General features: G+C 74.3%; 24 protein-coding genes. 9 read left to right on the top strand and 15 right to left on the bottom strand.

Going from position 1 to position 21,917, the window contains the following annotated elements; genetic code table 11:
- Positions 1-84: 84 nt before the first annotated feature.
- Positions 85-1,086 carry a GNAT family N-acetyltransferase gene (locus JX575_RS05695; protein WP_206054532.1) on the top strand — a complete coding sequence of 334 codons (1,002 nt, stop codon included), beginning with the start codon at positions 85-87 and terminating at the stop codon, positions 1,084-1,086.
- Positions 1,087-1,096: 10 nt separating this feature from the next.
- Here JX575_RS05695 and JX575_RS05690 read toward each other — a convergent pair whose 3' ends face one another.
- Positions 1,097-2,356 carry a helix-turn-helix domain-containing protein gene (locus tag JX575_RS05690; protein WP_186341499.1) on the bottom strand — a complete coding sequence of 420 codons (1,260 nt, stop codon included), beginning with the start codon at positions 2,354-2,356 and terminating at the stop codon, positions 1,097-1,099.
- A 78-nt stretch (positions 2,357-2,434) separates the two neighbouring features.
- Here JX575_RS05690 and JX575_RS19790 point away from each other — a divergent pair, with 78 nt between their 5' ends.
- Genes JX575_RS19790 through JX575_RS05675 form a run of 3 tightly spaced genes read left to right on the top strand, consistent with a single transcriptional unit; the run spans position 2,435 to position 6,101 of the window.
- The gene (locus tag JX575_RS19790; protein ID WP_186341498.1) at positions 2,435-3,175 is read left to right on the top strand and encodes a DUF2877 domain-containing protein; all 741 of its coding nucleotides are present in this window, start codon (positions 2,435-2,437) and stop codon (positions 3,173-3,175) included.
- Entirely contained in the window at positions 3,172-4,695 is a 1,524-nt protein-coding gene (locus JX575_RS05680) for an FdrA family protein (protein WP_186341497.1), read from the top strand. Before JX575_RS19790 ends, JX575_RS05680 begins: the two co-directional genes overlap by 4 nt.
- Entirely contained in the window at positions 4,692-6,101 is a 1,410-nt protein-coding gene (locus JX575_RS05675) for a DUF1116 domain-containing protein (protein WP_186341496.1), read from the top strand. The genes JX575_RS05680 and JX575_RS05675 overlap by 4 nt, the downstream gene beginning before the upstream one ends.
- On the opposite strand, the gene JX575_RS05670 is transcribed toward JX575_RS05675, so the two are convergent.
- From JX575_RS05670 to moeZ, 8 genes are all read right to left on the bottom strand, one after another.
- The gene (locus JX575_RS05670) at positions 6,074-6,748 is read right to left on the bottom strand and encodes a lysophospholipid acyltransferase family protein (RefSeq protein ID WP_186341495.1); all 675 of its coding nucleotides are present in this window, start codon (positions 6,746-6,748) and stop codon (positions 6,074-6,076) included. The two genes, JX575_RS05675 and JX575_RS05670, sit on opposite strands and share 28 nt — an antisense overlap.
- 5 nt (positions 6,749-6,753) lie before the next feature.
- The gene (locus tag JX575_RS05665; protein ID WP_186341494.1) at positions 6,754-7,086 is read right to left on the bottom strand and encodes an MGMT family protein; all 333 of its coding nucleotides are present in this window, start codon (positions 7,084-7,086) and stop codon (positions 6,754-6,756) included.
- On the bottom strand, positions 7,083-7,589 hold the full coding sequence (locus JX575_RS05660) for a hypothetical protein (RefSeq protein ID WP_186341493.1): 507 nt from the start codon (positions 7,587-7,589) through the stop codon (positions 7,083-7,085). Before JX575_RS05660 ends, JX575_RS05665 begins: the two co-directional genes overlap by 4 nt.
- Positions 7,589-8,866 carry a DUF58 domain-containing protein gene (locus tag JX575_RS05655; protein WP_186341492.1) on the bottom strand — a complete coding sequence of 426 codons (1,278 nt, stop codon included), beginning with the start codon at positions 8,864-8,866 and terminating at the stop codon, positions 7,589-7,591. The genes JX575_RS05660 and JX575_RS05655 overlap by 1 nt, the downstream gene beginning before the upstream one ends.
- The gene (locus JX575_RS05650; protein ID WP_186341491.1) at positions 8,863-9,837 is read right to left on the bottom strand and encodes a MoxR family ATPase; all 975 of its coding nucleotides are present in this window, start codon (positions 9,835-9,837) and stop codon (positions 8,863-8,865) included. The genes JX575_RS05655 and JX575_RS05650 overlap by 4 nt, the downstream gene beginning before the upstream one ends.
- Positions 9,824-10,258: a hypothetical protein gene (locus JX575_RS05645; RefSeq protein ID WP_186341490.1), complete on the bottom strand. Its 435-nt coding sequence runs from the start codon at positions 10,256-10,258 to the stop codon at positions 9,824-9,826. The genes JX575_RS05650 and JX575_RS05645 overlap by 14 nt, the downstream gene beginning before the upstream one ends.
- Positions 10,255-11,049, bottom strand: coding sequence for a DUF4129 domain-containing protein (locus JX575_RS05640; protein ID WP_186341489.1), 795 nt, complete (start codon positions 11,047-11,049; stop codon positions 10,255-10,257). Before JX575_RS05640 ends, JX575_RS05645 begins: the two co-directional genes overlap by 4 nt.
- Positions 11,050-11,113: 64 nt before the next feature.
- Positions 11,114-12,313: an adenylyltransferase/sulfurtransferase MoeZ gene (moeZ, locus tag JX575_RS05635; RefSeq protein ID WP_186341488.1), complete on the bottom strand. Its 1,200-nt coding sequence runs from the start codon at positions 12,311-12,313 to the stop codon at positions 11,114-11,116.
- Positions 12,314-12,549: 236 nt separating this feature from the next.
- On the opposite strand from moeZ, the gene JX575_RS05630 reads away from it, so the two are divergent.
- The 3 genes from JX575_RS05630 to JX575_RS05620 all read left to right on the top strand — a co-directional run bounded on the left by JX575_RS05630 (position 12,550) and on the right by JX575_RS05620 (position 13,869).
- On the top strand, positions 12,550-13,137 hold the full coding sequence (locus tag JX575_RS05630) for a TetR/AcrR family transcriptional regulator (RefSeq protein ID WP_186341487.1): 588 nt from the start codon (positions 12,550-12,552) through the stop codon (positions 13,135-13,137).
- Between the two features lie 80 nt (positions 13,138-13,217).
- Complete coding sequence (locus tag JX575_RS05625) at positions 13,218-13,436, top strand: DUF3107 domain-containing protein (protein WP_186341486.1); 219 nt, start codon at positions 13,218-13,220, stop codon at positions 13,434-13,436.
- Positions 13,437-13,584: 148 nt separating this feature from the next.
- Positions 13,585-13,869 carry a GlsB/YeaQ/YmgE family stress response membrane protein gene (locus JX575_RS05620; RefSeq protein WP_186341485.1) on the top strand — a complete coding sequence of 95 codons (285 nt, stop codon included), beginning with the start codon at positions 13,585-13,587 and terminating at the stop codon, positions 13,867-13,869.
- A 76-nt stretch (positions 13,870-13,945) separates the two neighbouring features.
- Here the strand turns inward: JX575_RS05620 and JX575_RS05615 are convergent, their stop codons facing one another.
- The gene (locus JX575_RS05615) at positions 13,946-14,620 is read right to left on the bottom strand and encodes a ferritin-like fold-containing protein (protein ID WP_186341484.1); all 675 of its coding nucleotides are present in this window, start codon (positions 14,618-14,620) and stop codon (positions 13,946-13,948) included.
- 157 nt (positions 14,621-14,777) lie between these two features.
- Between JX575_RS05615 and JX575_RS05610 the strand changes: the two genes are divergently transcribed.
- Complete coding sequence (locus JX575_RS05610; protein ID WP_241005350.1) at positions 14,778-16,199, top strand: DEAD/DEAH box helicase; 1,422 nt, start codon at positions 14,778-14,780, stop codon at positions 16,197-16,199.
- A gap of 94 nt (positions 16,200-16,293) precedes the next feature.
- Here JX575_RS05610 and JX575_RS05605 read toward each other — a convergent pair whose 3' ends face one another.
- Together JX575_RS05605 and JX575_RS05600 are read right to left on the bottom strand one after the other, a co-directional pair.
- Positions 16,294-18,582: a M28 family peptidase gene (locus JX575_RS05605; protein WP_186341483.1), complete on the bottom strand. Its 2,289-nt coding sequence runs from the start codon at positions 18,580-18,582 to the stop codon at positions 16,294-16,296.
- 144 nt (positions 18,583-18,726) lie between these two features.
- Positions 18,727-19,539, bottom strand: a complete 813-nt coding sequence (locus JX575_RS05600; RefSeq protein WP_186341482.1) for a ParA family protein — start codon at positions 19,537-19,539, stop codon at positions 18,727-18,729.
- A 59-nt stretch (positions 19,540-19,598) separates the two neighbouring features.
- Between JX575_RS05600 and JX575_RS05595 the strand changes: the two genes are divergently transcribed.
- On the top strand, positions 19,599-20,351 hold the full coding sequence (locus JX575_RS05595) for an SDR family oxidoreductase (RefSeq protein ID WP_186341481.1): 753 nt from the start codon (positions 19,599-19,601) through the stop codon (positions 20,349-20,351).
- A 162-nt stretch (positions 20,352-20,513) separates the two neighbouring features.
- Here JX575_RS05595 and JX575_RS05590 read toward each other — a convergent pair whose 3' ends face one another.
- Genes JX575_RS05590 through JX575_RS05580 form a run of 3 tightly spaced genes read right to left on the bottom strand, consistent with a single transcriptional unit; the run spans position 20,514 to position 21,917 of the window.
- Positions 20,514-20,954 carry an adenylate kinase gene (locus JX575_RS05590; protein ID WP_206054531.1) on the bottom strand — a complete coding sequence of 147 codons (441 nt, stop codon included), beginning with the start codon at positions 20,952-20,954 and terminating at the stop codon, positions 20,514-20,516.
- A complete protein-coding gene (locus JX575_RS05585) occupies positions 20,951-21,079 on the bottom strand; it encodes an ATP-binding protein (RefSeq protein WP_206054530.1) in 129 nt (42 codons plus the stop codon). The genes JX575_RS05590 and JX575_RS05585 overlap by 4 nt, the downstream gene beginning before the upstream one ends.
- Positions 21,072-21,917 carry a PHP domain-containing protein gene (locus tag JX575_RS05580; RefSeq protein WP_186341480.1) on the bottom strand — a complete coding sequence of 282 codons (846 nt, stop codon included), beginning with the start codon at positions 21,915-21,917 and terminating at the stop codon, positions 21,072-21,074. Before JX575_RS05580 ends, JX575_RS05585 begins: the two co-directional genes overlap by 8 nt.

Below are 21,917 nucleotides of genomic sequence, written 5' to 3'. Positions count from 1 at the left end.
CCTCACTGGCGACATCTGCCGAAGGAACGCCGCGCCGGCTGACAAGTTCTCGGCTGCAATGCCCGCACTCCCTACCCTTCGAGCATGGCCCTGCCCCTCACCGACGACGCCTGGCCGGCCGGGTCGTTGCGCACCGAGCGGCTGCTGCTGCGCGCGCCCGAGGCGCGCGATCGCGAGGCGTTCCTCGACCTCGGCTCAGACCCGGTCGTCAACCAGCACCTCGCCGGCGGCCAGGACCGCGCCACCCTCGACGCCAGCCTCCCCGAGGTGCCCGCCGACCGCCCGGCCCAGTACGTCCTGGAGCACGAGGGCCGCTTCGTGGGCTGGATCGGGCTGAGCCGCCGGGAGGCGGAGCGCCCCGGCCGGCTGGTCGCCACGGACGGGTCCGAGCCCGCCGTCGCGGGGCCGGGCGTCGTCGAGCTGAGCTACGTGCTCCCGGTCGACCCGTGGGGCCGCGGCTACGCCGCCGAGGGGTGCGCGGCGCTGCTCGACCTGGCCGACGAGCGCCTCGGCGAGGACGTCGTGCTGTGCACGCAGGTCGCCAACGCCCGCTCCCGCGCGCTGGCTGATCGCCTCGGCTTCGACGAGGCGGACCGGTTCGAGGAGCACGGCGCGGAGCAGTGGTTCGGTGTCCGGCACCCGGCGCTGCGCCGCGCGGTCGCGACGGACGCCGAGGCGGTGCGGCGCGTCGCCGAGGCGGCGTACTCCCCCTACCTCGCCCGGATGGGCGGCCTGCGCCCCGGCCCCCTCGAGACCGACTACGCCGCTGCGATCGATGACACGGAGGCCTGGGTGGCCCTCGACGGCTCCTCGGTCGTCGGCCTCCTGCTCCTGGTGCCCGAGGACGACGGCGTCCTCCTGGACAACGTCGCCGTCCTCCCCACCCACCACGGACGCGGGGTCGGGCGGCGCCTCCTCCGGCTCGCCGAGTCGCGCGCCCGCGCCCTCGCGCTCCCCCGCGTCCGCCTCTGCACCCACCACACGATGGTGGAGAACCAGGCGCTCTACGCACGGGTGGGCTACGTCGAGACCCACCGCGCCGGTGAGGCCGGTCTCGTCCGGGTGTTCTACGAGAAGCTGCTCTGAACCCGGCCCGTCAGTCGACGATCTCGAGCGCCCGCAGCGCCACCGCCACGTCGAGGCGCAGGTGCGGGTCGGTGGCGACCGGGCCGAGGATCCGCTGCAGCTTGCCCACGCGGTAGCGCATCGTGTTGTAGTGGAAGAACTGCGCGCGGGCGGCCTCCGCGACGTTGAAGTTGGTGTCGATCAGCACCTGCAGCGTCTCGCGCAGGTCGGCGGCCTCCGGGGTGCGCGCGGCGAGCGGCCCGAGGACGTCGGCGGCGAACGCGCTCAGCTCGGCGCCGTCGGGCACCAGGGCGAGCAGCCGGTGCAGGCCGAGCTGGTCGAAGCGGATCACCGAGCCCCCGCCGTGCACGCGCCGCCCGATCTCGACCGCGCGCTGGGCCTGCCGGAACGCCTCGGGCAGGTCACCGAGACCCTCGGCGACGCGGCTCACCCCGGCCGAGAACGCGACGCGCCCACCGCCGCGGTCGCCGCGCACCGCGGCGATGATGCGGTCCACGGTGAGCTGCGCGCCCTCCGGCCCGGTCGACGGGTCGACGGGCACGAGCGTGACCACCTCGCGGCTGAACGCGACCGAGGCGATGGTCTCGTCGACGGTGGCGGAGACCTGGCGCCAGGCGTGGGCGAAGCGGTCGTGCCACGCGCGCCGGTCGTCGGGCTCGGGGGCCAGGACGGCGATGGCGTCGGGGTCGAGCACGGCCACCACCACCATCACCGGACGGTCGAGGTGCCAGCCGAACGCCTGGGCGTGCTCGGCGACGTACTCCTCCTCACCGGCCCGGCCGAGGAACACGTCGCGCAGGAAGTCGCCGCGGTACTTGTTCTCCACCGCGGTGATGGCCTCGACGCGGGTGACGAGCAGCGCGGCGACGATCGCTGCCCGCTCGAGCGCGTGCACGTCGGAGGCGTGGATCGTGCCGTCGGGCTGCAGCGCCACGAGTCGGGCCAGGTCGACGCCGGCCGCGACGACGCGGCGTACGAGCGCCTCCCCCTGGCCCACGGCGGTGCCCGCGGGGTCGATGCGCTCGACGCGCACCCGGCCGGTGGGGTCGACCAGGTCGGCCCGGGCCAGCGCCTCGCGCTGCGCCTGGTCGAGGTGGGCGGCGCGCTCGCGGCCGTCGGTGGAGGTGAACACGACGCCGTAGCCGAGCGCGTCGCCGACCGCCTCAGCGATGGCGTCGAGGTCGCCACCCTCGAGCACGATGTGGGTCAGGGCGGTGTGGAGCGCGTCGGCGCGCTCGAGGGCTGCGACGGCCTCCGGGTCGCTTATCAAGTCTTGGCGCACATCCACCTCGCGGTCCGACAAGTTCTCACATTCGCGAGTGTCCCACGAGCCGTTAGCGTCTGTGGCGTGACGACCGGACCGATCCCCGTGGCGGCACCACACCGGGTCCACGAGCGGCTGCGGGCGGCGTCCGACGGTCCGCGCGAGGTGGTCCACGCGAGCGGAACGGCGATCTACGTCGACCTCGACGGCTGGTGCCTCGGCCTGGTGTCGGGAGCCGCGACGCGCGTGCCGTGCGCGCTGTGGTCGACGCTGCCCAGCCTCGACGTCCTCACCGGCGGCCTCCCCCGTCCGGCGGTGCGGGTGCGGGGCGGCGAGCTGGTGGTGGGCGAGCGGGCGGTGCGGGTCGCCCGGGTCGTCGACGTCACCGCCCCCGCCCCCGGACGCCATGAGGATCCGCGGTCCGCACCGGAGGTCCTGATGACGTCCGGGCTGGACCTGGCACCGGGCCACCTCGACCGGCTCGTCGGCCGCGGCCCCGGCCTCACGCCGCTCGGCGACGACGTGCTCGCCGGGTGGCTCACCACCCGGGCCGCACTGGGGCGTCCCGACGACGCCCTCGCCGGGGCCGTGCGCGACCGGCTGGGAGCGACGACCCTCCTCTCGGCCACACTGCTCGAGTGCGCGGTGCGCGGCGAGGCGCTCCCCGAGCTGTCCGCCTGGCTCGCCGACCCGACCGACGCCGCCGAGCGCGCCCTGCTGGCCGTCGGCGCCACCTCGGGCGCCGGCCTCCTCGCCGGGGCCGCGCTGGCCCTGGCGTCCACCACGTCCAGCACGCCTCACCCCACTCCCCGGAGGGCAGCATGAAGGACCACGTCGAGCTCCGCAGCGGCGCCTACGCCGACTCCGTGACCCTGCTCCAGGTCAGCCGGGCGGTGCAGGCCACGCCCGGCGTGGTGGCCGCCCAGGTCGCGATGGCCACCGGTCTCAACCTCGAGGTGCTCGAGGGGATGGGCTTCGACGTCCCCGCGTCGTCGCCCAACGACATGGTCGTGGCCGTGCGCCTCGACGACGCCGGCGACCTGTCCGCCGCCCTCGCCGCGGTCGACGCCGCCCTCGCGCCGACCCGGCCCGGCGACGGCGGCACCACGCTCGCCCCGCCGCGCACCACGGCCAGCGCGCTGCGGCGCGCGGACGCCGGCGCCGTCGCGCTCGTCTCGGTGCCCGGCGCCAGCGCCACCGTCGAGGCGATGGACGCCCTGGAGGCCGGCCACGACGTGATGGTCTTCAGCGACAACGTGCCCGTGGCCGAGGAGGTCGCCCTCAAGGCGTACGCCTCCACGCGCGGCGCGCTCGTCATGGGGCCGGACTGCGGGACGGCCGTTCTCGACGGCGTCGGGCTGGGCTTCGCCAACACCGTGCGCCCCGGGCGGATCGGGCTGGTCGCCGCGTCGGGCACCGGCTGCCAGCAGCTGCTCGCCCTGCTCCACCACGCCGGCGAGCGGCTCGCCGCCGACGGCCACGACGGCGTCGGGGTGCGGCACGCGCTGGGGGTGGGCGGGCGCGACCTGTCCGCCGCGGTCGGCGGTGCCTCCACCCGCGAGGCGCTGCGCCGCCTCGACGCGGACGCGGACGTCGACCTGGTGGTGGTCGTGTCCAAGCCGCCCGCCCCCGAGGTGGCCGAGGCGCTGGCCCGCGAGGCCGGTGCCCTCGCCACGCCCGTCGAGCTCGGGCTGCTCGGCCGCGGACAGCGCGACCTCACCACCGTCGCGGACGACGTGCTGGCGCGGCTCGGCCACCCTGCGCCCGAGTGGCCGGTGCACGGCGCCGACAACACCGGCCCGGCGACGGGCCCCCTGCTGCGCGGCCTCTTCGTCGGCGGCACCCTCTGCGACGAGTCGATGCTCCTGGCCACCGACGCGCTCGGCCCGGTGCGCAGCAACATCCCGCTCTCCGACGACCTCGCGCTGGACCCGGGCGAGACGGGTGACCTGCTCGCCGACGACCACACGATGGTCGACTTCGGGGACGACGCGCTCACGCAGGGACGGGCGCACCCGATGATCGACCCCACCCTGCGCACGGAGCAGCTCGCCCGGGCGGCCGCCGACCCGGCGACCGGCGTCATCCTGCTCGACGTCGTGCTCGGCCACGGCGCCGAGCCCGACCCGGCGGCGCGCCTCGCGCCCGCCATCGAGGCCGCGCGCAGCGACCGCCCGATCCCGGTCGTGGTGAGCCTCGTGGGCACCGACCTCGACCCCCAGGGCCTCGCCGCCCAGCGCGATGCCCTCGTCGCCGCCGGCGCCGAGGTGCACCTGTCCAACGCGGGCGCGACGCGCCGCGCCATCGCCCTGCTGGGCGCACCCGAGGGGAAGGACGCCCGATGAGCCAGCCCACCGTCGTCACGGTCGGAGCCGACATGCTCGCCGACGCCGTCGCCGACCAGGCCGTCGAGGTCGAGCGCGTCGACTGGCGCCCGCCGATGCCCGGCACCGAGGCCGACCTCGCGACCGTCGCCACCGACCCCCGCCGCCCCGGGGCCAACCGCCGGGCGGTCGAGGCGATGCTCGGCGTCACCGCCCACCTCGTCGACGTCGCGCCGGCCTCGGAGGTGCTGGGCCTCGAGCCGGGCCAGTTCCTCCACGCCGGTCCCCCGATCGGCTGGGACCGGGCGTCCGGACCGCTGCGGGGCGCGCTGATGGGCGGCGCCGCGCTCGAGGGGCTCGTCGACGACCCCGAGGACGCGGTCGCCCTCTTCGAGTCCGGCGGCAGCGTCAGCCTCGAGCCCTGCCACCACCGCAGCGCGGTGGGACCGATGGCCGGCGTCGTCACTCCGTCGATGTGGATGTGGGTGCTCGAGGACCGCGAGACCGGGCGGCGCACCTACTGCTCGCTCAACGAGGGCCTCGGCAAGGTGCTGCGCTACGGCGCCTACTCCCCCGAGGTGCTCACCCGGCTCCGCTGGATGGGCGACGTGCTCGGCCCGCTCCTGCAGGCCGCGGTGCGCGGCACCGAGGAGGCCACCGACGTCACCGGCATCCTCACCCAGATGCTGCAGATGGGCGACGAGGCCCACAACCGCAACCGCGCCGGCACGCTGATGCTCCTGCGCGACCTCGCCCCGGCGATGGTCACCGCCGGGTTCGACGCCGGCTTCTCCGGCAAGGACGTCGCCGACGCCCTGCGCTTCGTCGGCGGCAACGACCACTTCTTCCTCAACCTCGCCATGCCCGCCTGCAAGCTCGCGCTCGACGCGGGCCGCGACGTCCCCGGCTCGACGATGGTCGTCGCGATGGCCCGCAACGGCACCGACTTCGGCATCCAGGTCTCCGGCACGGGCGACGAGTGGTTCACCGGGCCGGCACAGGTGGCCGAGGGTCTCTTCCTCGGCGACTACGGCCCCGACGACGCCAACGCCGACATCGGCGACTCCGCGATCACCGAGACGGCCGGCATCGGCGGCTTCGCGATGGCCACGGCCCCGGCGATCGTCCGGCTGGTCGGCGGCTCGGTGCCCGACGCGCTCGCCACCACCCGCCGGATGCACGAGATCACGCTGGCGGAGAACCCGCGCTGGACCGTCCCGGTCCTGGAGTTCCAGGGCACGCCCACGGGCATCGACGTCACCCGCGTCTGTCGCACCGGCATCCTGCCCCAGATCAACACCGGCATGGCCGGCAAGGTCGCGGGGGTCGGCCAGGTCGGCGCCGGGCTGGTCACCCCGCCGGCCGAGATCTTCCCCCGGGCGCTGGCCGCGCTGGCGGCTCAGGCCGACGCGGGCCGCTCGTTGTAGATCCCGGCCTGCTCCTGGCCGGTCAGGTCGGCGATCGCGCCCATGATGCGGTCGGTGAGGTCGCGGCGCGCCCGGCCGGTCGGGACGCCGTCGTACTCCCCCGCGACCGTGATCGGCTCGCCGAAGCGCACCGTCACGGCGACCTTGCCCAGCCGCGGCCGGCTCGCGCCCACCGGCTGGATGTCCGGGGTGCCGACGAGGCCGACCGGGACGACGGGGCAGCCGGCGGTCAGGGCGAGGTGCGCCACCCCGGTGCGGCCGCGGTAGAGCCGGCCGTCGCGCGAGCGGGTGCCCTCGGGATAGATGCCGAACGCCTCGCCGCGACGCAGCACGTCGAGCGCGGTGTCGAGGCTCGCGATCGCGGCCCGGGTGTCGTCGCGGTCGACGGGGAGCATCCCCAGCCCCTCGAACCACGCCCGCGTCAGCGTGCCCCGCACGCCGGTGCCGGTGAAGTAGTCGGACTTGGCGAGGAAGACCACCTTGCGCGGCACGACGACCGGGATGACGACGCTGTCGAAGAACGAGAGGTGGTTGCTCGCCACGATCACCGGACCCGTCGCCGGCACCCGCTCGAGGCCCTCGACGCGCGGGCGCCACACGGCGCGGGCGAGCGGGGGGATGACGCCGTGCGCGACCGTGTAGAGCATGGCGGTCATTGTGCCCCGAGTCGCGGCGGGCAGAACGCCCGCGCCAGATCCACGGACCCGCCCGGGAGCAGCGGGGTGCCCTCCTCGAGGTAGGCCTGCCGCGCCTCCTCGCCGTGCGACGGCGGCAGCGAGCCGTCGGCGCGCACCACCCGCCACCACGGCACCCCGCCGCCGTGGGCGGCGAGCACCGAGCCGACCAGCCGCGGACCACCGCGGCCCAGGCGCTGGCCCACGACGTCGGCGATCGCCCCGTAGGTCGTGGCCCGCCCGCGCGGGACCGACTCGGCGCACTGCAGCACCAGCTCGGCGTAGAGCTCGCGCTCCTCCTCGGTCGTCACGGCACCTCCGGACGGGTCAACCGGCCCGTGACGAGCAGCAGCCCGACCGTCACCAGCCCCGTCGCCAGCCACACCCACGACGGCGCCAGCGCAGGGTCGAGGCCACGGACCGCCACCCAGGTGGGGAGCACCGGCACCAGCGCCAGAAGCCCTCGGCCCAGCCAGAGCCTGGCCAGTCGGCGGTCGAGCGCGAGGGTGGGCGGGCCGTACGACGCCAGGGTGGCCGCGACGTGCGCCGCGACCAGCAGCACGGCGACGACCAGGATCCGACCGTCCACCACCCCGTGGGCGGCCCACCACCCCCCGACCAGCACGAGCGGGACCACCCCGATCGCGTGGTCGGGCAGCAGCGCCCACCCGGCGGCGCTCAGCACCACCCCGCCGACCACCGCCCAGTGCGGCACCTCGGGCAGCGCCAGGGCCAGGGCGGCGCACGGCAGCACGAGGACGAGCACCCGCAGCCCGACGGCGGACGCGGCGGCACCGCGGGCGTACGGCCGCATCAGGCACGCACCTTCGGCACCCGCGCGCGCCGCGCGAGCTGCTGGAGCACGGTGTCGAGCGTGCCCGGCCCGCGCCACGGCACCACGGGCGTGCCCAGCGCCGCCAGCCGGCGGAGACGGTCGTCGCGCTCGATCCGCTGCATCCGGGCGGCCAGCGCGGGCAGCGACAGCCGGTCGGCCTCCCGGCCCGCGAACGCCTCGCCGAGGGTGTCGATGACGACCACCGAGGTGCCGCCGCGCTGCAGGCCGGCGGTCGCGGTGACGAGCGGCGTGAAGAGCATCGGCGACAGCACGTGGACCACGCTGCCGGCACCCGCGCCGAGGTCGAGCCGCTCGGGCGGCACGCTCCGAGCCTCGGGCCGCACCCGGGCGAGCGTGCCGAGGAGGCGCTGCAGGTGCCGCGGCCCGGCGCCGAGCGGCACCCGGGCGCCGTCGGCGGCCACGACGAGCATCCCCACGCGGTCGCCGGTGCGGACGTGGTGCTCGGCCAGCGCGGCCGCCGCGCGGACGGTGAGGTCGAGGGTGCTCGCCGGGCCGTCGATGCCGCCGGAGGTCCCGATGTCGCGCAGGCCGTCGACGACGAGCCACACCCCCGCGTCCTGCTCGGCGCGGGTGGTGACGACGTGCAGCTCGCCGGTGCGCAGGGAGACCGGCCAGGTGATGCGCCGGAGCCGGTCGCCGGCCGCGAAGAGCCGGATGCCCTCGAACTCGGTGCCGCTGCCGAGCCGGCGCGAGCGGTGCCGCCCGACCAGGCCGTCGGGCTGCGGCACCTCCGCGCGACTGTCGTACGGCGCCGTCTGCGGCAGCACGGTCAGCCCGTTCTCCGGCAGGTCCACGGGTCCCCAGCGCCAGCCCGCCCACGCGCTGGTGAGGGCGACCCGCTCGGCCCCGATCGCGCGTCGTCCCCACCGGCGCGGGCTGAACCACAGGACCGGGAGGCCGTCGGCGACGAGCGACCCGGCCGCGCCCTGGGGCGGCGAGGCGGCCACGTGGGCGGTGGCGGCGGCGACGCGCGTGCAGTGCTCCACTCCGGTCAGGTCGTCGACGTCGACCCGCGACGTCGTCCCCTGGCCCTCGTGGAGCCGGTGGTGGTCGAGGCGTGCGCCGACGCGCACCGGGCCGCGGGGGCGCGACGCGAGCCCCATCGCGGCGAGCACGACGAACGGGGCGGCCAGCACCACCAGCACCTCCTGGCCGAGCGCCACGCCCCCGCAGATGCCGCCGAGCGCGAGCAGGCACGCGCGGACCAGGGCGGACGTGGGCCGCCAGCCGGTCACCGCGACTCCAGCGTCCGGGGGGTCTCGACCGACGACAGCACGGCGTCGACGACGCGGGCGCCCGATGCCTGGGTCATCCAGAGGTCGGGCTTGACGGTGATCCGGTGCGCCAGGACCGCACGCGCGACGACCTTGACGTCCTCCGGCACGACGTAGTCGCGACCGCGGATCGCGGCCCAGGCGCGCGCGGTGAGCACGAGGCCGAGGCTGCCGCGCGGCGAGGCGCCGGTCAGCACGTCGGCATGGGTGCGGGTGGCGGCGACCAGCGCCACGCAGTAGCGGGCCACCGACTCGTCGACGACCACCCGCTCGACGGCTGCCTGCGCGGCCGAGAGCCCGGCGGCGTCGGTGACCTGGGCGAGGTCGACCTCCTCGCGCCGGCGGTCGAGGCGGCGGCGCAGGACGTCGTACTCCTCGCCCGCGCTCGGGTAGCCGAAGCCCACCCGCAGCAGGAACCGGTCGAGCTGCGCCTCGGGCAGCGGGTAGGTGCCCTCGTACTCGACGGGGTTGGCGGTGGCCAGCACGTGGAAGGGGCTCGGCAGCCGGTGCGTCTGGCCCTCGACGGTGACCTGTCCCTCCTGCATGGCCTCGAGCAGCGCGGCCTGCGTCTTGGGCGGGGTGCGGTTGATCTCGTCGGCGAGCAGCAGCCCGGTGAAGACGGGGCCGGCGCGGAAGTCGAACTCCGCGCGGCGCTGGTCGTAGACGTAGGAGCCGGTGAGGTCGGCGGGCAGCAGGTCGGGGGTGAACTGCGCGCGGGCGAACTCCAGGCCGAGCGCCGACGCGAAGGACCGCGCCGCGAGGGTCTTGCCCAGCCCCGGGTAGTCCTCGAGCAGCACGTGGCCCTTGGCCAGGATGCCGGCGAGCACCAGCGTCAGCGCGTCCCGCTTGCCGACCACGGCGCGACCCACCTCGTCCAGCACCTGCTCGGCGAGCCGGGAGACGTCGGCGGTGGGGGTCTCAGCGTCGGTCACGGAGGTCCTCGATTCGGGTCAGGATGCGGTCGATGTCGCCGGGCGAGAGGCGCCCGCCGTCGGTGGTCTCGTGCTGGATCTCCTCGGCCAGGCCCGGGTCGCGGGCGCGCGCGAGCTCCACCAGCCGGCGGGCGAGGGCGTCGGAGGGGTGGTCGGCGCTGCGGTGGCTGGTGAGGATGCGCAGGTCGGAGGTGACCTCGTCGACCCGGTCCGCGGGCGGCGGGCCCGTGCGCCACTGAGCCGCCGGGACGTCGACGGTGTCGACGACGAGGTAGGTCATCGCCAGCACGACGACCGCCCACACGACGTACGGCAGCGGCCGGGGGTCGAAGTCGAGCGCGACGGCGAGCCCGTAGCCGATCGCGGCCAGGACGACGCCGCCGGCGACGCGCCCGCGCCACCGCGCGAGGAGGCGGCTCACGTCCGCACCCCCAGGCTGCGCCGGATGCCGGCGAGGGCGGCCACCGCCTCGGCGCGATGGTCCTCGGTGATCGGGTGCCGGGAGAACCTGGCCTCGCGGTAGAGCTCGGCGAGCCGGTTGACCGGCGCGGTGTCGGCGTCGACGAGGTCGAGGATGCGCAGGGCGTACTCCGAGGACGTCTCGGAGGCACGGCGCGCCACACCGGCCCGTTCCCCCAGCACCTCGAAGCGGTGCCAGGCCGCGACGATGGCGTTGCGCGGGTCGCCGCCGCGCAGCAGCGCGTCCTGCTCCTCGGCCCCGGCGGCCAGCTCCTGCGCCACCCGGTCCGGCTCGTCGAGCGCGGTGAACGCGACGTCGATGCGCTCGGCGCCACCGCGGCGCGCCAGCACCGCCCGGGTCGCGACGACCAGCAGCCCGAGCACACCGGCGGCCACCCCCGCGAGCAGGGCGCCGAGGAGGATCCAGACCAGCACCTTGACCCACAGGGGCGGCGGGCTGTCCTCGACGATCTCGCGATAGTCGTCGAGCCCGGCCGGGGGTGGGTCGCAGTAGTCGCGCTCGGCGAGGTCGTCGGGGACCTCCACCGTCGTGGACCCGTCGGGCGCGGTGCGCACGGGCAGAGGGATGCACGACTCGGTCGTCGTCGACAGCGGCGCGGGACGCGGGCCCGGCCCGGTGAAGACCCGGTCGGGGCCGACGAGCGTCGCCCAGGCCACCAGCACCATGAGGAGGCAGGTGAGGGCCACCGCGAGCGTCGCGCGCACCGCTGGGGTGAGTCCGGGCGCCCGCATGGCGTGACCCTAGGCGACGGGGTCGTGCCGCGCGAGCGGTGCCCGACCCCGTCGGGGGCGGTGGCTAGTAGGCCGGCTGGCTCGGGTCGATCTGGCTGACCCACGCCACGACGCCACCACCGACGTGCACGGCGTCGGCGTAGCCCGCGCCCTTGACGATCGCCAGCACCTCGGCCGAGCGCACGCCCGACTTGCAGTGCAGCACGATCGGCTTGTCGGCGGGCAGGTCGCCGAGGGCGTTGCCGTTGAGGAACTCGCCCTTGGGCACCAGCCGGGAGCCGGGGATCCGGTTGATCTCGTACTCGTTGGGCTCGCGCACGTCGATGAGCTCGAAGTCGCGGGTGCCCTCCTCGCGCTCCTTGAGCATCGCCTCGAGCTGGGTGACCGAGATCGTCGAGCCGGCAGCGGCGTCGGCGGCCTCGTCGGACACGGCGCCGCAGAAGGCGTCGTAGTCGATCAGGCCGGTCACGGTCGGGTTGTCGCCGCACAGCGCGCAGCTGGGGTCCTTGCGGACCTTGAGCTTGCGCCACTCGAGCTCGAGGGCGTCGTAGATGACCAGCTTGCCGATGGCGGGGTCGCCGATGCCGGTCAGCAGCTTGATCGCCTCGTTGACCTGGATCGACCCGATGCTCGCGCAGAGCACGCCCAGCACGCCGCCCTCGGCGCAGCTCGGGACCATGCCCGGCGGCGGGGGCTCGGGGTAGAGGCAGCGGTAGCACGGCGCGTCGTCGGCGAGGGTGGGTGCGAAGACCGACGCCTGGCCGTCGAAGCGGTAGATCGACCCCCACACGTAGGGGATCTTCAAGAAGTAGGCCGCGTCGTTGACCATGTAGCGGGTCGCGAAGTTGTCGGTGCCGTCGACGATGAGGTCGTAGCCCTCGAAGACCTGCAGGACGTTGTCGTTGTCGAGGCGCTCGGGGTGCACCACCACCTCGACGTAGGGGTTGACCTCGGCGATCGACTCGCGCGCGGACTCCGCCTTGGGCCGGCCGATGTCGGACATGCCGTGGATGATCTGGCGCTGCAGGTTGGACTCGTCGACCTCGTCGAACTCCGCGATGCCCAGCGTGCCGACGCCGGCCGCGGCCAGGTAGAGCAGGGCCGGGGAGCCCAGGCCGCCGGCGCCGATCACCAGCACCTTGGCGTTCTTCAGGCGCTTCTGCCCGGTCATCCCGACGTCGGGGATGATCAGGTGGCGGCTATAGCGGCGCACCTCGTCGGTGCTGAGCTCGGCGGCGGGCTCGACAAGTGCAGGGAACGACACGACTTCTCCTCGACTCGGGTGTCGGTGCAACAGCACCGGCGCGTTCCATGTTCCCCGCGTGCCCCAAGCGCCCCCGACCGGTCCCGCGATGCGGACGTGGCGCTCACGGGGGGCACGCCCGACCCGTGCCGCGACTACCTCCGAGTACGCTGCGGGCTCACCCCCGATGCAGCAGAGGAGCACCCGTGGGCGTTGAACGGTTGGAGTCGAGCGGGCCGCGACCCCGCGGGGGGCGCATGCCCCGACGCGAGCGTCGCGCGCAGCTGCTCGAGTCCGCGCTCGAGGTGTTCGTCGCGCAGGGCTACCACGCCGCCGCGATGGACGACATCGCCGAGCGGGCGGGGGTGTCCAAGCCCGTGCTCTACCAGCACTTCCCCGGCAAGCTCGACCTCTACCTCGCGCTGCTCGACACCTCGTGCGACCTGATCATCGACAACTGCCGCGAGGCGCTGGCGTCGACCAACGACAACCGCGACCGCGTCATCGCGACGATGAAGGTCTTCTACAGCTACGTGGCCTCGGAGGAGGGCGCGTTCCGCCTCGTCTTCGAGTCCGACCTCACCAGCGAGCCCGACGTGCGCGAGCGCGTGGACCGGGTGACGACCGAGTGCGCGTCGATGATCGCCGACGTGATCCGCACCGACACCGGCCTGCCCGACGAGGCCTCCGAGCTGCTCGCGGTGTCGCTGGTGGGAATGGCGCAGGTGTCGGCCCGGTTCTGGCTGGCGGGAGGCGGGCGCATCCCGCAGGACGACGCGGCCTCCCTGATCGCCGGGCTGGCGTGGCGCGGCATCCGGGGCTACCCCATGACCGACGGCGACTGACGTCGCTCCACCCCGACCGGGCCACCACCCACCCGGCATCATCGACTCGTCACCCAACACCCTGAGCTAGGAGCAACATCGTGGAGGTCAAGATCGGCGTGCAGCACGCGCAGCGCGAGCTGGTGCTCGACACCGACAGCACGCCCGAGGACATCGAGGCGCAGCTCTCGCAGGCGCTGTCCGACGGCGGCGTCCTGCGGCTGGCCGACACCAAGGGCCGCGCGGTCGTCGTGCCCGCGGACAAGATCGCCTACGTCGAGCTCGGCTCGGCGACGTCCAGCGCCGTCGGCTTCCGCTGACCGCCCCGCCGTGGGGGTGGTGACACCTCATCCCTAGGGGCGCACGGTGATTGCTACCGGGACCGGTCGCCGACATCATGGGCGAGCCGGTATACACCATGCCGGTCCTCCCGTCACGAGTTCGTGGCAAAAGAAAGGGTGATCCATCATGGTCGTAGATCTCATCGTCCTCATCATCGTCGGAGCGATCATCGGACTGCTCGGCAAGCTCGTCGCTCCCGGCGACAAGGACAACATCCCCATCTGGCTCACGATCCTCTGCGGCATCGGCGGCGTGCTGCTCGGCTACTGGATCTACTCGTTCTTCGGCGGCGACGGCTCCGACGGCGTCGACTGGGTCCGCTGGATCGTCGCGATCATCACCGCGGCCGTCCTCGTGGTGATCGCCTCCACGGTCACCGGACGCAACGCCGGGAACCGCACGCGGCTCTGACCGCTCGCACGACCACACGAGGCCCCGCATCCCACGGATGCGGGGTCTCGTCTCGTCCGGGGCCTCAGGCCTCCACTCAGGCCTCGAGGCCGAGCTCGGCCATCCGCTCAGTGTGCCGCTCGGTCAGCCGGGCGAACATCCGGCCCAGCGCCGCCAGGTCGAGCCCCGGCCGGTCCACTCCCCCGGCGAGCAGCGCCGTGAGGGAGTCGCGGTCGCCGGCGACCCGCTGGGCCTGGGTGAGGGCCTCGCCCATCAGCCGCCGGCCCCACAGCGCCAGCCGGCCGCCCAGCCGGTGGTCGGCGGCGATGCCCGCGCGTACGCGCTCGACGATGAACGCCGTCTGCCCGGAGTCCTCCAGCGAGCTGATGATGACCTCGCGGGTCTCGGCGTCGAGGTAGGCGGCGATCTCGCGGTAGAAGTCGGCGGCGAGCCCGTCGCCGACGAAGGCCTTGATCAGCCCCTCGTAGTAGTCGGAGGGCGCCGTGTGGGCGTGGAAGCGGTCGAAGCTGGGCCGGAAGACCTGCATCGCCTCGACCGGGTCGGCACCGAGCTGCTCGAGTCGCTCGACCAGCTTCTGGAGGTGCCCGAACTCGGCGGTGGCCATCGCGCCGATGGCGATCTTGTCGTCGATCCCCGGCGCCATCTTGGCGTCCTCGACGAGTCGCTCGAACGCCGAGAGCTCGCCGTAGGCGATCGCACCGAGGAGGTCGACTGCGGCGCGGCGGTAGTCCTCGTCGGGCGATTCCGTCATGTTCGCAGCCTAGCGATAGCATCGGGGGGACCGAGCCGCCGACTCGACGCCGGTGGCCGCCTGTATGTGCGCGGTCGGCACTTGCCCCGCCGGGGCCTCTCGAGTGGGCTGACCGCATACGCGTGGGACAACCCGACTCATCAGAGAGCGACACTTCGTGACCACCTTCCGTGAACTGGGCGTGCTGCCCGAGATCTGCGACGCGCTCGACCGCGCCGGCATCACCACCCCCTTCGCCATCCAGGAGATGACCCTCTCGGTCGCACTCCTCGGCACCGACCTCATCGGCCAGGCCCGCACGGGCACCGGCAAGACCCTGGCCTTCGGCATCCCGGTGCTCCAGCGCTCCATCGCGCCGAGCAACCCGGCCTACGCCGACCTGCCGCAGGGCAAGCCGCAGGCCCTCATCGTCGCCCCGACCCGCGAGCTCGCGCTCCAGGTCTCCAGCGACCTCGCGCTGGCCAGCAAGGACATGGGCCTGCGGGTCCTCACCGTCTACGGCGGCGTGGGCTACGACCACCAGCTCGAGGAGCTCGAGTCGGGCGTCGACATCGTCGTCGGCACGCCGGGTCGCCTCATCGACCTGGCCAACCGCCGCGCGCTCGACCTCTCGCACGTGCACGCGCTCGTGCTCGACGAGGCCGACGAGATGCTCGACCTCGGCTTCCTCCCCGACGTCATCACTCTGCTGTCGAAGACCCCGGAGACCCGCCAGACGATGCTGTTCTCGGCGACCATGCCGTCGGCGATCGTCGCGCTCGCCCGCACCCACATGCGCCACCCGATGAACATCCGCGCCGAGTCGTCCTACGACACCACGATGGTGCCGGCGACCGCGCAGTTCATCTACCAGGCCCACGACCTCGACAAGCCCGAGATCATCGGTCGCATCCTCCAGGCCGAGGACGCCGAGAAGATGATCGTCTTCACCCGCACCAAGCGCCAGGCGCAGCGGATCGCCGAGGACCTGCAGGAGCGCGGCTTCAATGCCTCGCCCCTCCACGGCGACATGGCGCAGGTGGCGCGCGAGAAGGCCCTGGCCCGCTTCCGCGAGGACAAGATCCAGGTCCTCGTGTGCACCGACGTCGCCGCCCGCGGCATCGACGTGCGTGGCGTCTCCCACGTCATCAACTACACCTGCCCCGAGGACGACAAGACCTACGTCCACCGCATCGGTCGCACCGGCCGCGCGGGCGCGTCGGGCACCGCGATCACGTTCGTCGACTGGGCCGACCTGCACCGGTGGAAGATGATCAACAAGGCGCTCGACCTGCCCTTCGACAACCCGCAGGAGACCTACTCCACCTCCGAGCACCTCTTCCACGACCAGGGCATCCCGGCCGGCACCAAGGGCCGCGTCGTCGACCCCGCCCCGGTCGAGAAGAAGGAGCGCGCGCCCCGCGAGCGGCGCTCGGGCTCGGGCCGCGGCGACTCGGGGTCCTCGGGCTCCTCGCGCTCCGAGGCCTCCTCCGGCTCCTCGGCCTCCGCGTCGGAGAAGTCGAGCGACGCCCCGCGTCGCCGCAACCGCAGCCGCCGGCGCACGCGCGGCGGCCAGTCGGTCGAGACCCCCAACGCCTGACCCGGCGCCTCAGCGCGTCACGCGAGCGGGCCCCGACGCCACTCCTCCGATGTGGCGACGGGGCCCGCTCGGCGAGGCTCCGGTCGGTGGGACGCTAGCCCTTCCCGACCACGACGGTGGTCGAGGCCGAGCTCGGCCGTACGAGCCGGTTGCCGACGTGGCGCACCCGCAGGACGTGCTTCCCACTCCGGTCGAGACGGTCGAGGCGGACCACGACGCGGCCGTCTCGAAGGCGAGCTGAGCCCACCTCACGGCCCCCGGACCTGACCACGATCCGGCCGCGTGCCGCGAACGCGATGTCGCGCGGACGCACCACCAGCCGGACCGGCAGGTGGACGCGCGCTCCCCGGACGGTCCGCACGGGCCGCAGCCGCAGCTGCGCGCGGGCCTTGAGCACCTTGACGCGTGTCGGAGAGACGACTCGGTCGGCGCCCGACGCATCCACGTAGACCACGTCGACGTCGTGCCGGCCCGGGCGCAGGCGGGCGGCGGGCAGGATCACGGACCGGACCCCCGGCTGGCCCGAGGTGGTGGCCAGCACCCGCCCTCCGTCGCGGATCTCGATCGATCCCGTGGGCTCGAGTGCGGCCGGCGCCAGGTCGATCCGCACCACGGGCGACTGACCGTAGCGACTCGTCTCCGCCGAGGCGGAGATCCGCGGAAGGGCCGGCGCGGTGCCGCCGTCGAGGGTCAGCCTGACCGACTCGTCACCGGACATCGCGACCTCGCCGGTCACGGTGTCCGATCCCTTGGTGGCGCTCAGCGCGCAACGACCCGACGGGACCCGGGTCCTGGTGACCCCCGCCTCGTCGGTGCGTCCGGCGTCGTGGCTACCGTCGCCGCAGTCCACCAGCACCTGGGCGCCGGACAGGGGCGCTCCGTCCTTCGTCACCGCGGTGACGGTCAGGGCGTTGAGCGCGTTCTCGATGACCGCTCCGCCGATGACGTCGAGGGTGATCTGCAGGCGCGGCTCGCTGACGTTGTTCATCCCGTCGCTGGGCTGGTGGTACTCGGGCTCGGTCCGGTAGCTGCCGCGGGCGATGGACTCGCAGGTGCTGGGCGCGACCGGGTCCTGATAGTCGAGCCAGATGAAGAGGGCCGCCGGGATGCCGGCGTCGAAGAAGGCCTGGTGGTCCGACTGCCCGAGCTTGCAGTTGTCCAGGCCGCCGAACCCGTCGCGCGCGGCCGCGGCGTAGGCCTGCTCGACGACGTAGTTGCTCCTGCCGTCGGGGGTGAGCGCCCACAGGCGGGCCGGCTCGTGGGTCGTGCCGACCATGTCCATCTGCCACTCGCCGACGAACCGCTTCCGCGTGGCCGGGGTGAGCGTGTCGACGTAGGCGCGGGCGCCCAGCAGGCCGCCCTCCTCCCCGCCGAACCCGCCGATGCGGATCTCCTTGTCGTAGGGCAGCGTGGCCAGCACGCGAGCGATCTCCGTGGAGACCCCGTTGCCGGAGGCGTCGTCGTGACCACCCGGTGCGCCGAGCACCGAGTCGATGTGGGCCCCGACCATCACGATCGGGGCCGTCGTGCCCTGCGGGTCGCCCACCGCGTGCCGGGTGGCGATGATGTTGGTGCCCATCGGGTTGACGTACTCGTTGGTGACCAGGCGCAGTGAGACCGGGCCGGCCTGCAGCGCCTGGTCGAGCCACACCGTGTGGTCCGACCCGGCGCCGAGCACCGGGATCGCGACGGCGGCCGTGCCTGCCGGAACGGTCGGGTTGCGCGGAGCGGTCTTGCCGCTGGCGGGCACCGGGGGCGCCAGGATCACGGCCACCGCGCCGTTGGCCGCGGCGAGGGTCATCGCCGTGCCGCGCTCGGCCGGCGTCGAGACGACGGCGTAGGCGATGGCACCGGACGCGTCGGCGTAGTCCTCCGCGGTCTGGCCGGTGCCGACCGGCACCACCGGTGCGGTCACGGGAGCGCCGTCGCCGGTGTAGACCCCCGACGGTGAGGCGGCCATCTGCCACTTGGGACCGCCGGGCAGGGGTGCGCCCGCAGTGACGACGTCCGCGGTGCGCTTGGTGCTCACCGGACCCCACGACTGCAGCTCGACCTCGTAGCCGTAGGGCTCGAGCACGTCGCGGAGGTAGGCCGCTCCGCGGCGCTCCGCCGGCGTGCCGTTGACCCGCGGACCGATCTGCTCGACGAGGTGCTTGACGGTCGCGTACGCACGACTGCCGTCCAGCTGCTCGGTCAGGTCGCGCTCATAGGTGGGAGGCGTCGCCGCGGCCGCAGCGACGGGGGTGGCGTCCTGCGCCGGCGTGTCCCCCTGGGCGACGCTCTGGGTGCCGGCGACGAGCCCGGCGACGGCCAGCGCGGCCGCCCCCAGCCCGGCGGTGGCGCGTCGCGCGCGGGTGGTGGCGCGGAAGGTCGTGGAACGCATCGTGGGCAGCCCCTTCGGGACGTCGTGTGGCGACAGTGATCCTCGTCACTGTCACCCATGCGTCCCTGAAGGTAAAGACCTCATCGGGGTGGGTCGCCCGCCCGCACGCCGGCCGTCGGTCGAGGCACCCTGGGCCCGGGCCCCCTACCGGGTCGCGCGAGCGACGAGGTTGCGGGCGACCTCGCGGTAGGCCGTGGCGCCCTTGCTGCTGCGGCTGGTGGCGAGGATCGACCGGCCCGCGGCCGGGGCCTCGGCGAACTTGATGGTCTTGGGGATCGGCGGCTCGACGACCTCGAGGTCGTAGGTCTCGCTGATCGTCTCCAGCACCGTGCGCGCGTGGGTGGTGCGGCCGTCGTAGAGCGTCGGCAGCACGCCCCACACCTCGAGCCCGCGGTTGGTGAAGCGGCGCACGTCGTGGACGGTGTCGAGCAGCTGCCCGACCCCGCGGTGCGACAGCGTCTCGCACTGCAGCGGCACCAGCACGCCGTCGGCCGCGGTGAGCGCCGCGACCGTCAGCACGCCGAGCGAGGGCGGGCAGTCGAGCAGCACCCAGTCGTACGGGCCGTCCTCGGTGTCGGCGAGGTCGTCGGCCAGCTGCTCGAGCACGCCCTTGATCACGTGCTCGCGACCCGTGCGGGTGAGCAGGTCGGCCTCGGCGCGGGCGAGCTCGATGGTGGCGGGCAGGAGGTCGACGCCGTCCTCGGTCGCGAGGATGACGTCCGCCGGGTCGACGCCCTGGGTCAGCACGTGGTGCACCGACGTCTCGACGTCCTCCGGGTCGATGCCCAGGGAGAACGTGAGGCACGCCTGCGGGTCGAGGTCGACGAGCAGCACGCGGTGCCCGAGCTCCGCGAGCGCGGCGCCGATGGACGCGACGGAGGTGGTCTTGGCCACCCCGCCCTTCTGGTTGGCGACGGCCAGCGTGACGGGGGCCGCTCCCCGGCTCTTGGTGCTCATTGCCTGCAATTGTGCCGGACCGGGGTGCGAGCCGGGGCCGGTGCTGAAATGCTGTCCGCATGAGCACCGCACTGATCACCGGCGCGAGCGCCGGCATCGGCCACGAGTACGCCGTCCAGCTCGCCGCTCGCGGCGACGACCTGGTCCTCGTCGCACGCGACGCCGCCCGGCTCGAGCAGGTGGCCGAGGAGCTGCGTCGCGCCCACGGGGTGCAGGTCGAGGTGCTGGTCGCCGACCTCGGCGACCGCGAGCAGCTCGCCACGGTCGAGGCCCGGGTCGCCGACCGCGAGCGCCCCGTCGACCTGCTCGTCAACAACGCCGGCTTCGGGCTCAAGCAGCGCTTCCTCGACAACTCCGCCGACGACGAGACCGCGATGCTCGAGGTCCTGGTGACCGCGGTGCTGCGGCTCAGCCACGCCGCGCTCGGCGCGATGGCCGAGCGCGGCCACGGCGGCATCATCAACGTCTCCAGCGTCGCGGCGTTCCTCCCCCGCGGCACCTACTCGGCCGCCAAGGCGTGGGTCAACAGCTTCAGCGAGTGGGCCCACCTGGAGTACCGCTCGCGCGGCGTCACGGTCATGGCGCTGTGCCCCGGCTTCACCAAGACCGAGTTCCACCAGCGCATGCAGGTCGCGCGCGGCGACGGCTTCCTGTGGCTCGACGCCGACTTCCTGGTCCGCACGTCGCTGGAGGACTTCGAGAAGGGCCGCGCCTTTTCCATCCCCGGCGCGCAGTACAAGACGATCGTCGCGCTGACCCGGGCCATCCCCCACCGGGTGCTCCGGCTGACCCAGTCGATCGGTCGTCGGTGACCGCACGCATCGCCCCCGCCGAGGTCGGTGACGCCGAGGCGCTCGGCGACCTGCACCTCGAGCGGCGGATGGTGCGCAGCTAGGCCGGGATCGTGGAGGATCCGAGTCACCTGGTGGCTCGGATCCTCCACGATCTCGTCGCCGCGCCCCGGGAGCGTGAGGTCAGTCGGCCGGCGCGAGGGTCGCGAGCCACGCGTCCAGGTCGCGCGGCCTGCGGAAGAGGAGCACCGGCGGCCCATCGGGAGAGCCGGCCCAGGCCCGCATCCGCGCGCGCTTGCGGCCGAAGGACCGGAAGTGCCACACGAGGATCGAGTCGCGGCGCAGCATGGCCCGCCACGTCTCGATGTTGCCGTTGCACCGGGGCTCGCGCGTGATCGCGCCCGACGCCGTGCGCCGGACCAGCCGGCCGAACGAGAGCCAGCGCGGGTAGTCGAGGCCCACCACGAGCTGGGCGCGCGGGAGCACGAGGTCGAGCCACGCGCCGTACGCCGAGTCGAGCAGCCACCGCTCGTCCGCGACGACCCGCCCGATCACCTCGCGCTGCACCTCCGGGTCGACCGGCACCCACCCAGGCAGCCAGGTGAGCTCGTCGACCAGCGTCACGGGGTGCGGGCGCCGACGGCGAGCGCGGCCGTGCTCTTGCCCGACCCGGTGACGCCGTAGACCAGGACGCGCTCGGGGAGCCCGGTCGGGAGCCTCGTCGGGGGCCCGGTCGTGGGCTCAGCCATCGAGCGGGTTGCGGGCCAGCGAGAGCAGCCGCTCGTACTGCTCGGCGTCGGTGGTGTTGACGCCGAGGTCGTGGTCGACCTTGCCGAGGCCGTGGTGGTCGCTGCTGCCGGTGACGACGAGGTCGAGGTCGGCGGCGATGCCGCGCAGTCGGGCGCGCACCTCGGGCGGGTGGTCCTGGTGGTCTACCTCGATGCCGGCGAGCCCGGCCTCGGCGAGCGAGGCGAGCGCCTCCTCGTCGAGGACCGTGCCCCCGCTGCGGCCCCACGGGTGCGCGATCACGGCCACTCCCCCGGCGTCGGTGACCAGGCCGATCGTCTCCTCGAGCGCGGGGGCCCAGCGGTTGACGTAGCCGGGGCGGCCCGGGTCGAGCAGCACCTGGAACGCCTCGGTGCGGTCGGCGACCAGGCCGAGGCGCACCAGCGCGTCGGCGACGTGGGGCCGGCCGGCCGCGACGGAGCCGCCGGCCTCGCGGTGCACGTCGTCCTCGGTGATGTCGATGCCCTCCGCGCGGAGCGCCGCGACGATGGCGGGCGTGCGCTCGGTGCGTCCGGCGAGGATCCGGTCGAGCGTGGCGGCGAGCGCCGGATGCGTCGGGTCGGGGAGGTAGCCGAGCAGGTGGACGCCGCGGTGGCCGTACCTCGTGCTGATCTCGAGGCCGGGCACGAGCGTGATGCCGACCTCGTCGGCGGCGCGGCGCGCCTCGGCCCACCCGGACATCGCGTCGTGGTCGGTGAGCGCGACGACGTCGAGGCCGGCCGCGGCGGCCTCGCGCACCAGGTCTGCGGGGGTGTCGGTGCCGTCGCTGGCCGAGGAGTGCGTGTGGAGGTCGATCCGCAC

Source organism: Nocardioides sp. zg-1228 (assembly GCF_017086465.1).
Taxonomy (GTDB): Bacteria; Actinomycetota; Actinomycetes; order Propionibacteriales; family Nocardioidaceae; genus Nocardioides.
Note: the sequence above shows the minus strand (reverse complement) of the source record. Positions and strands in the feature narration are given on the sequence as shown.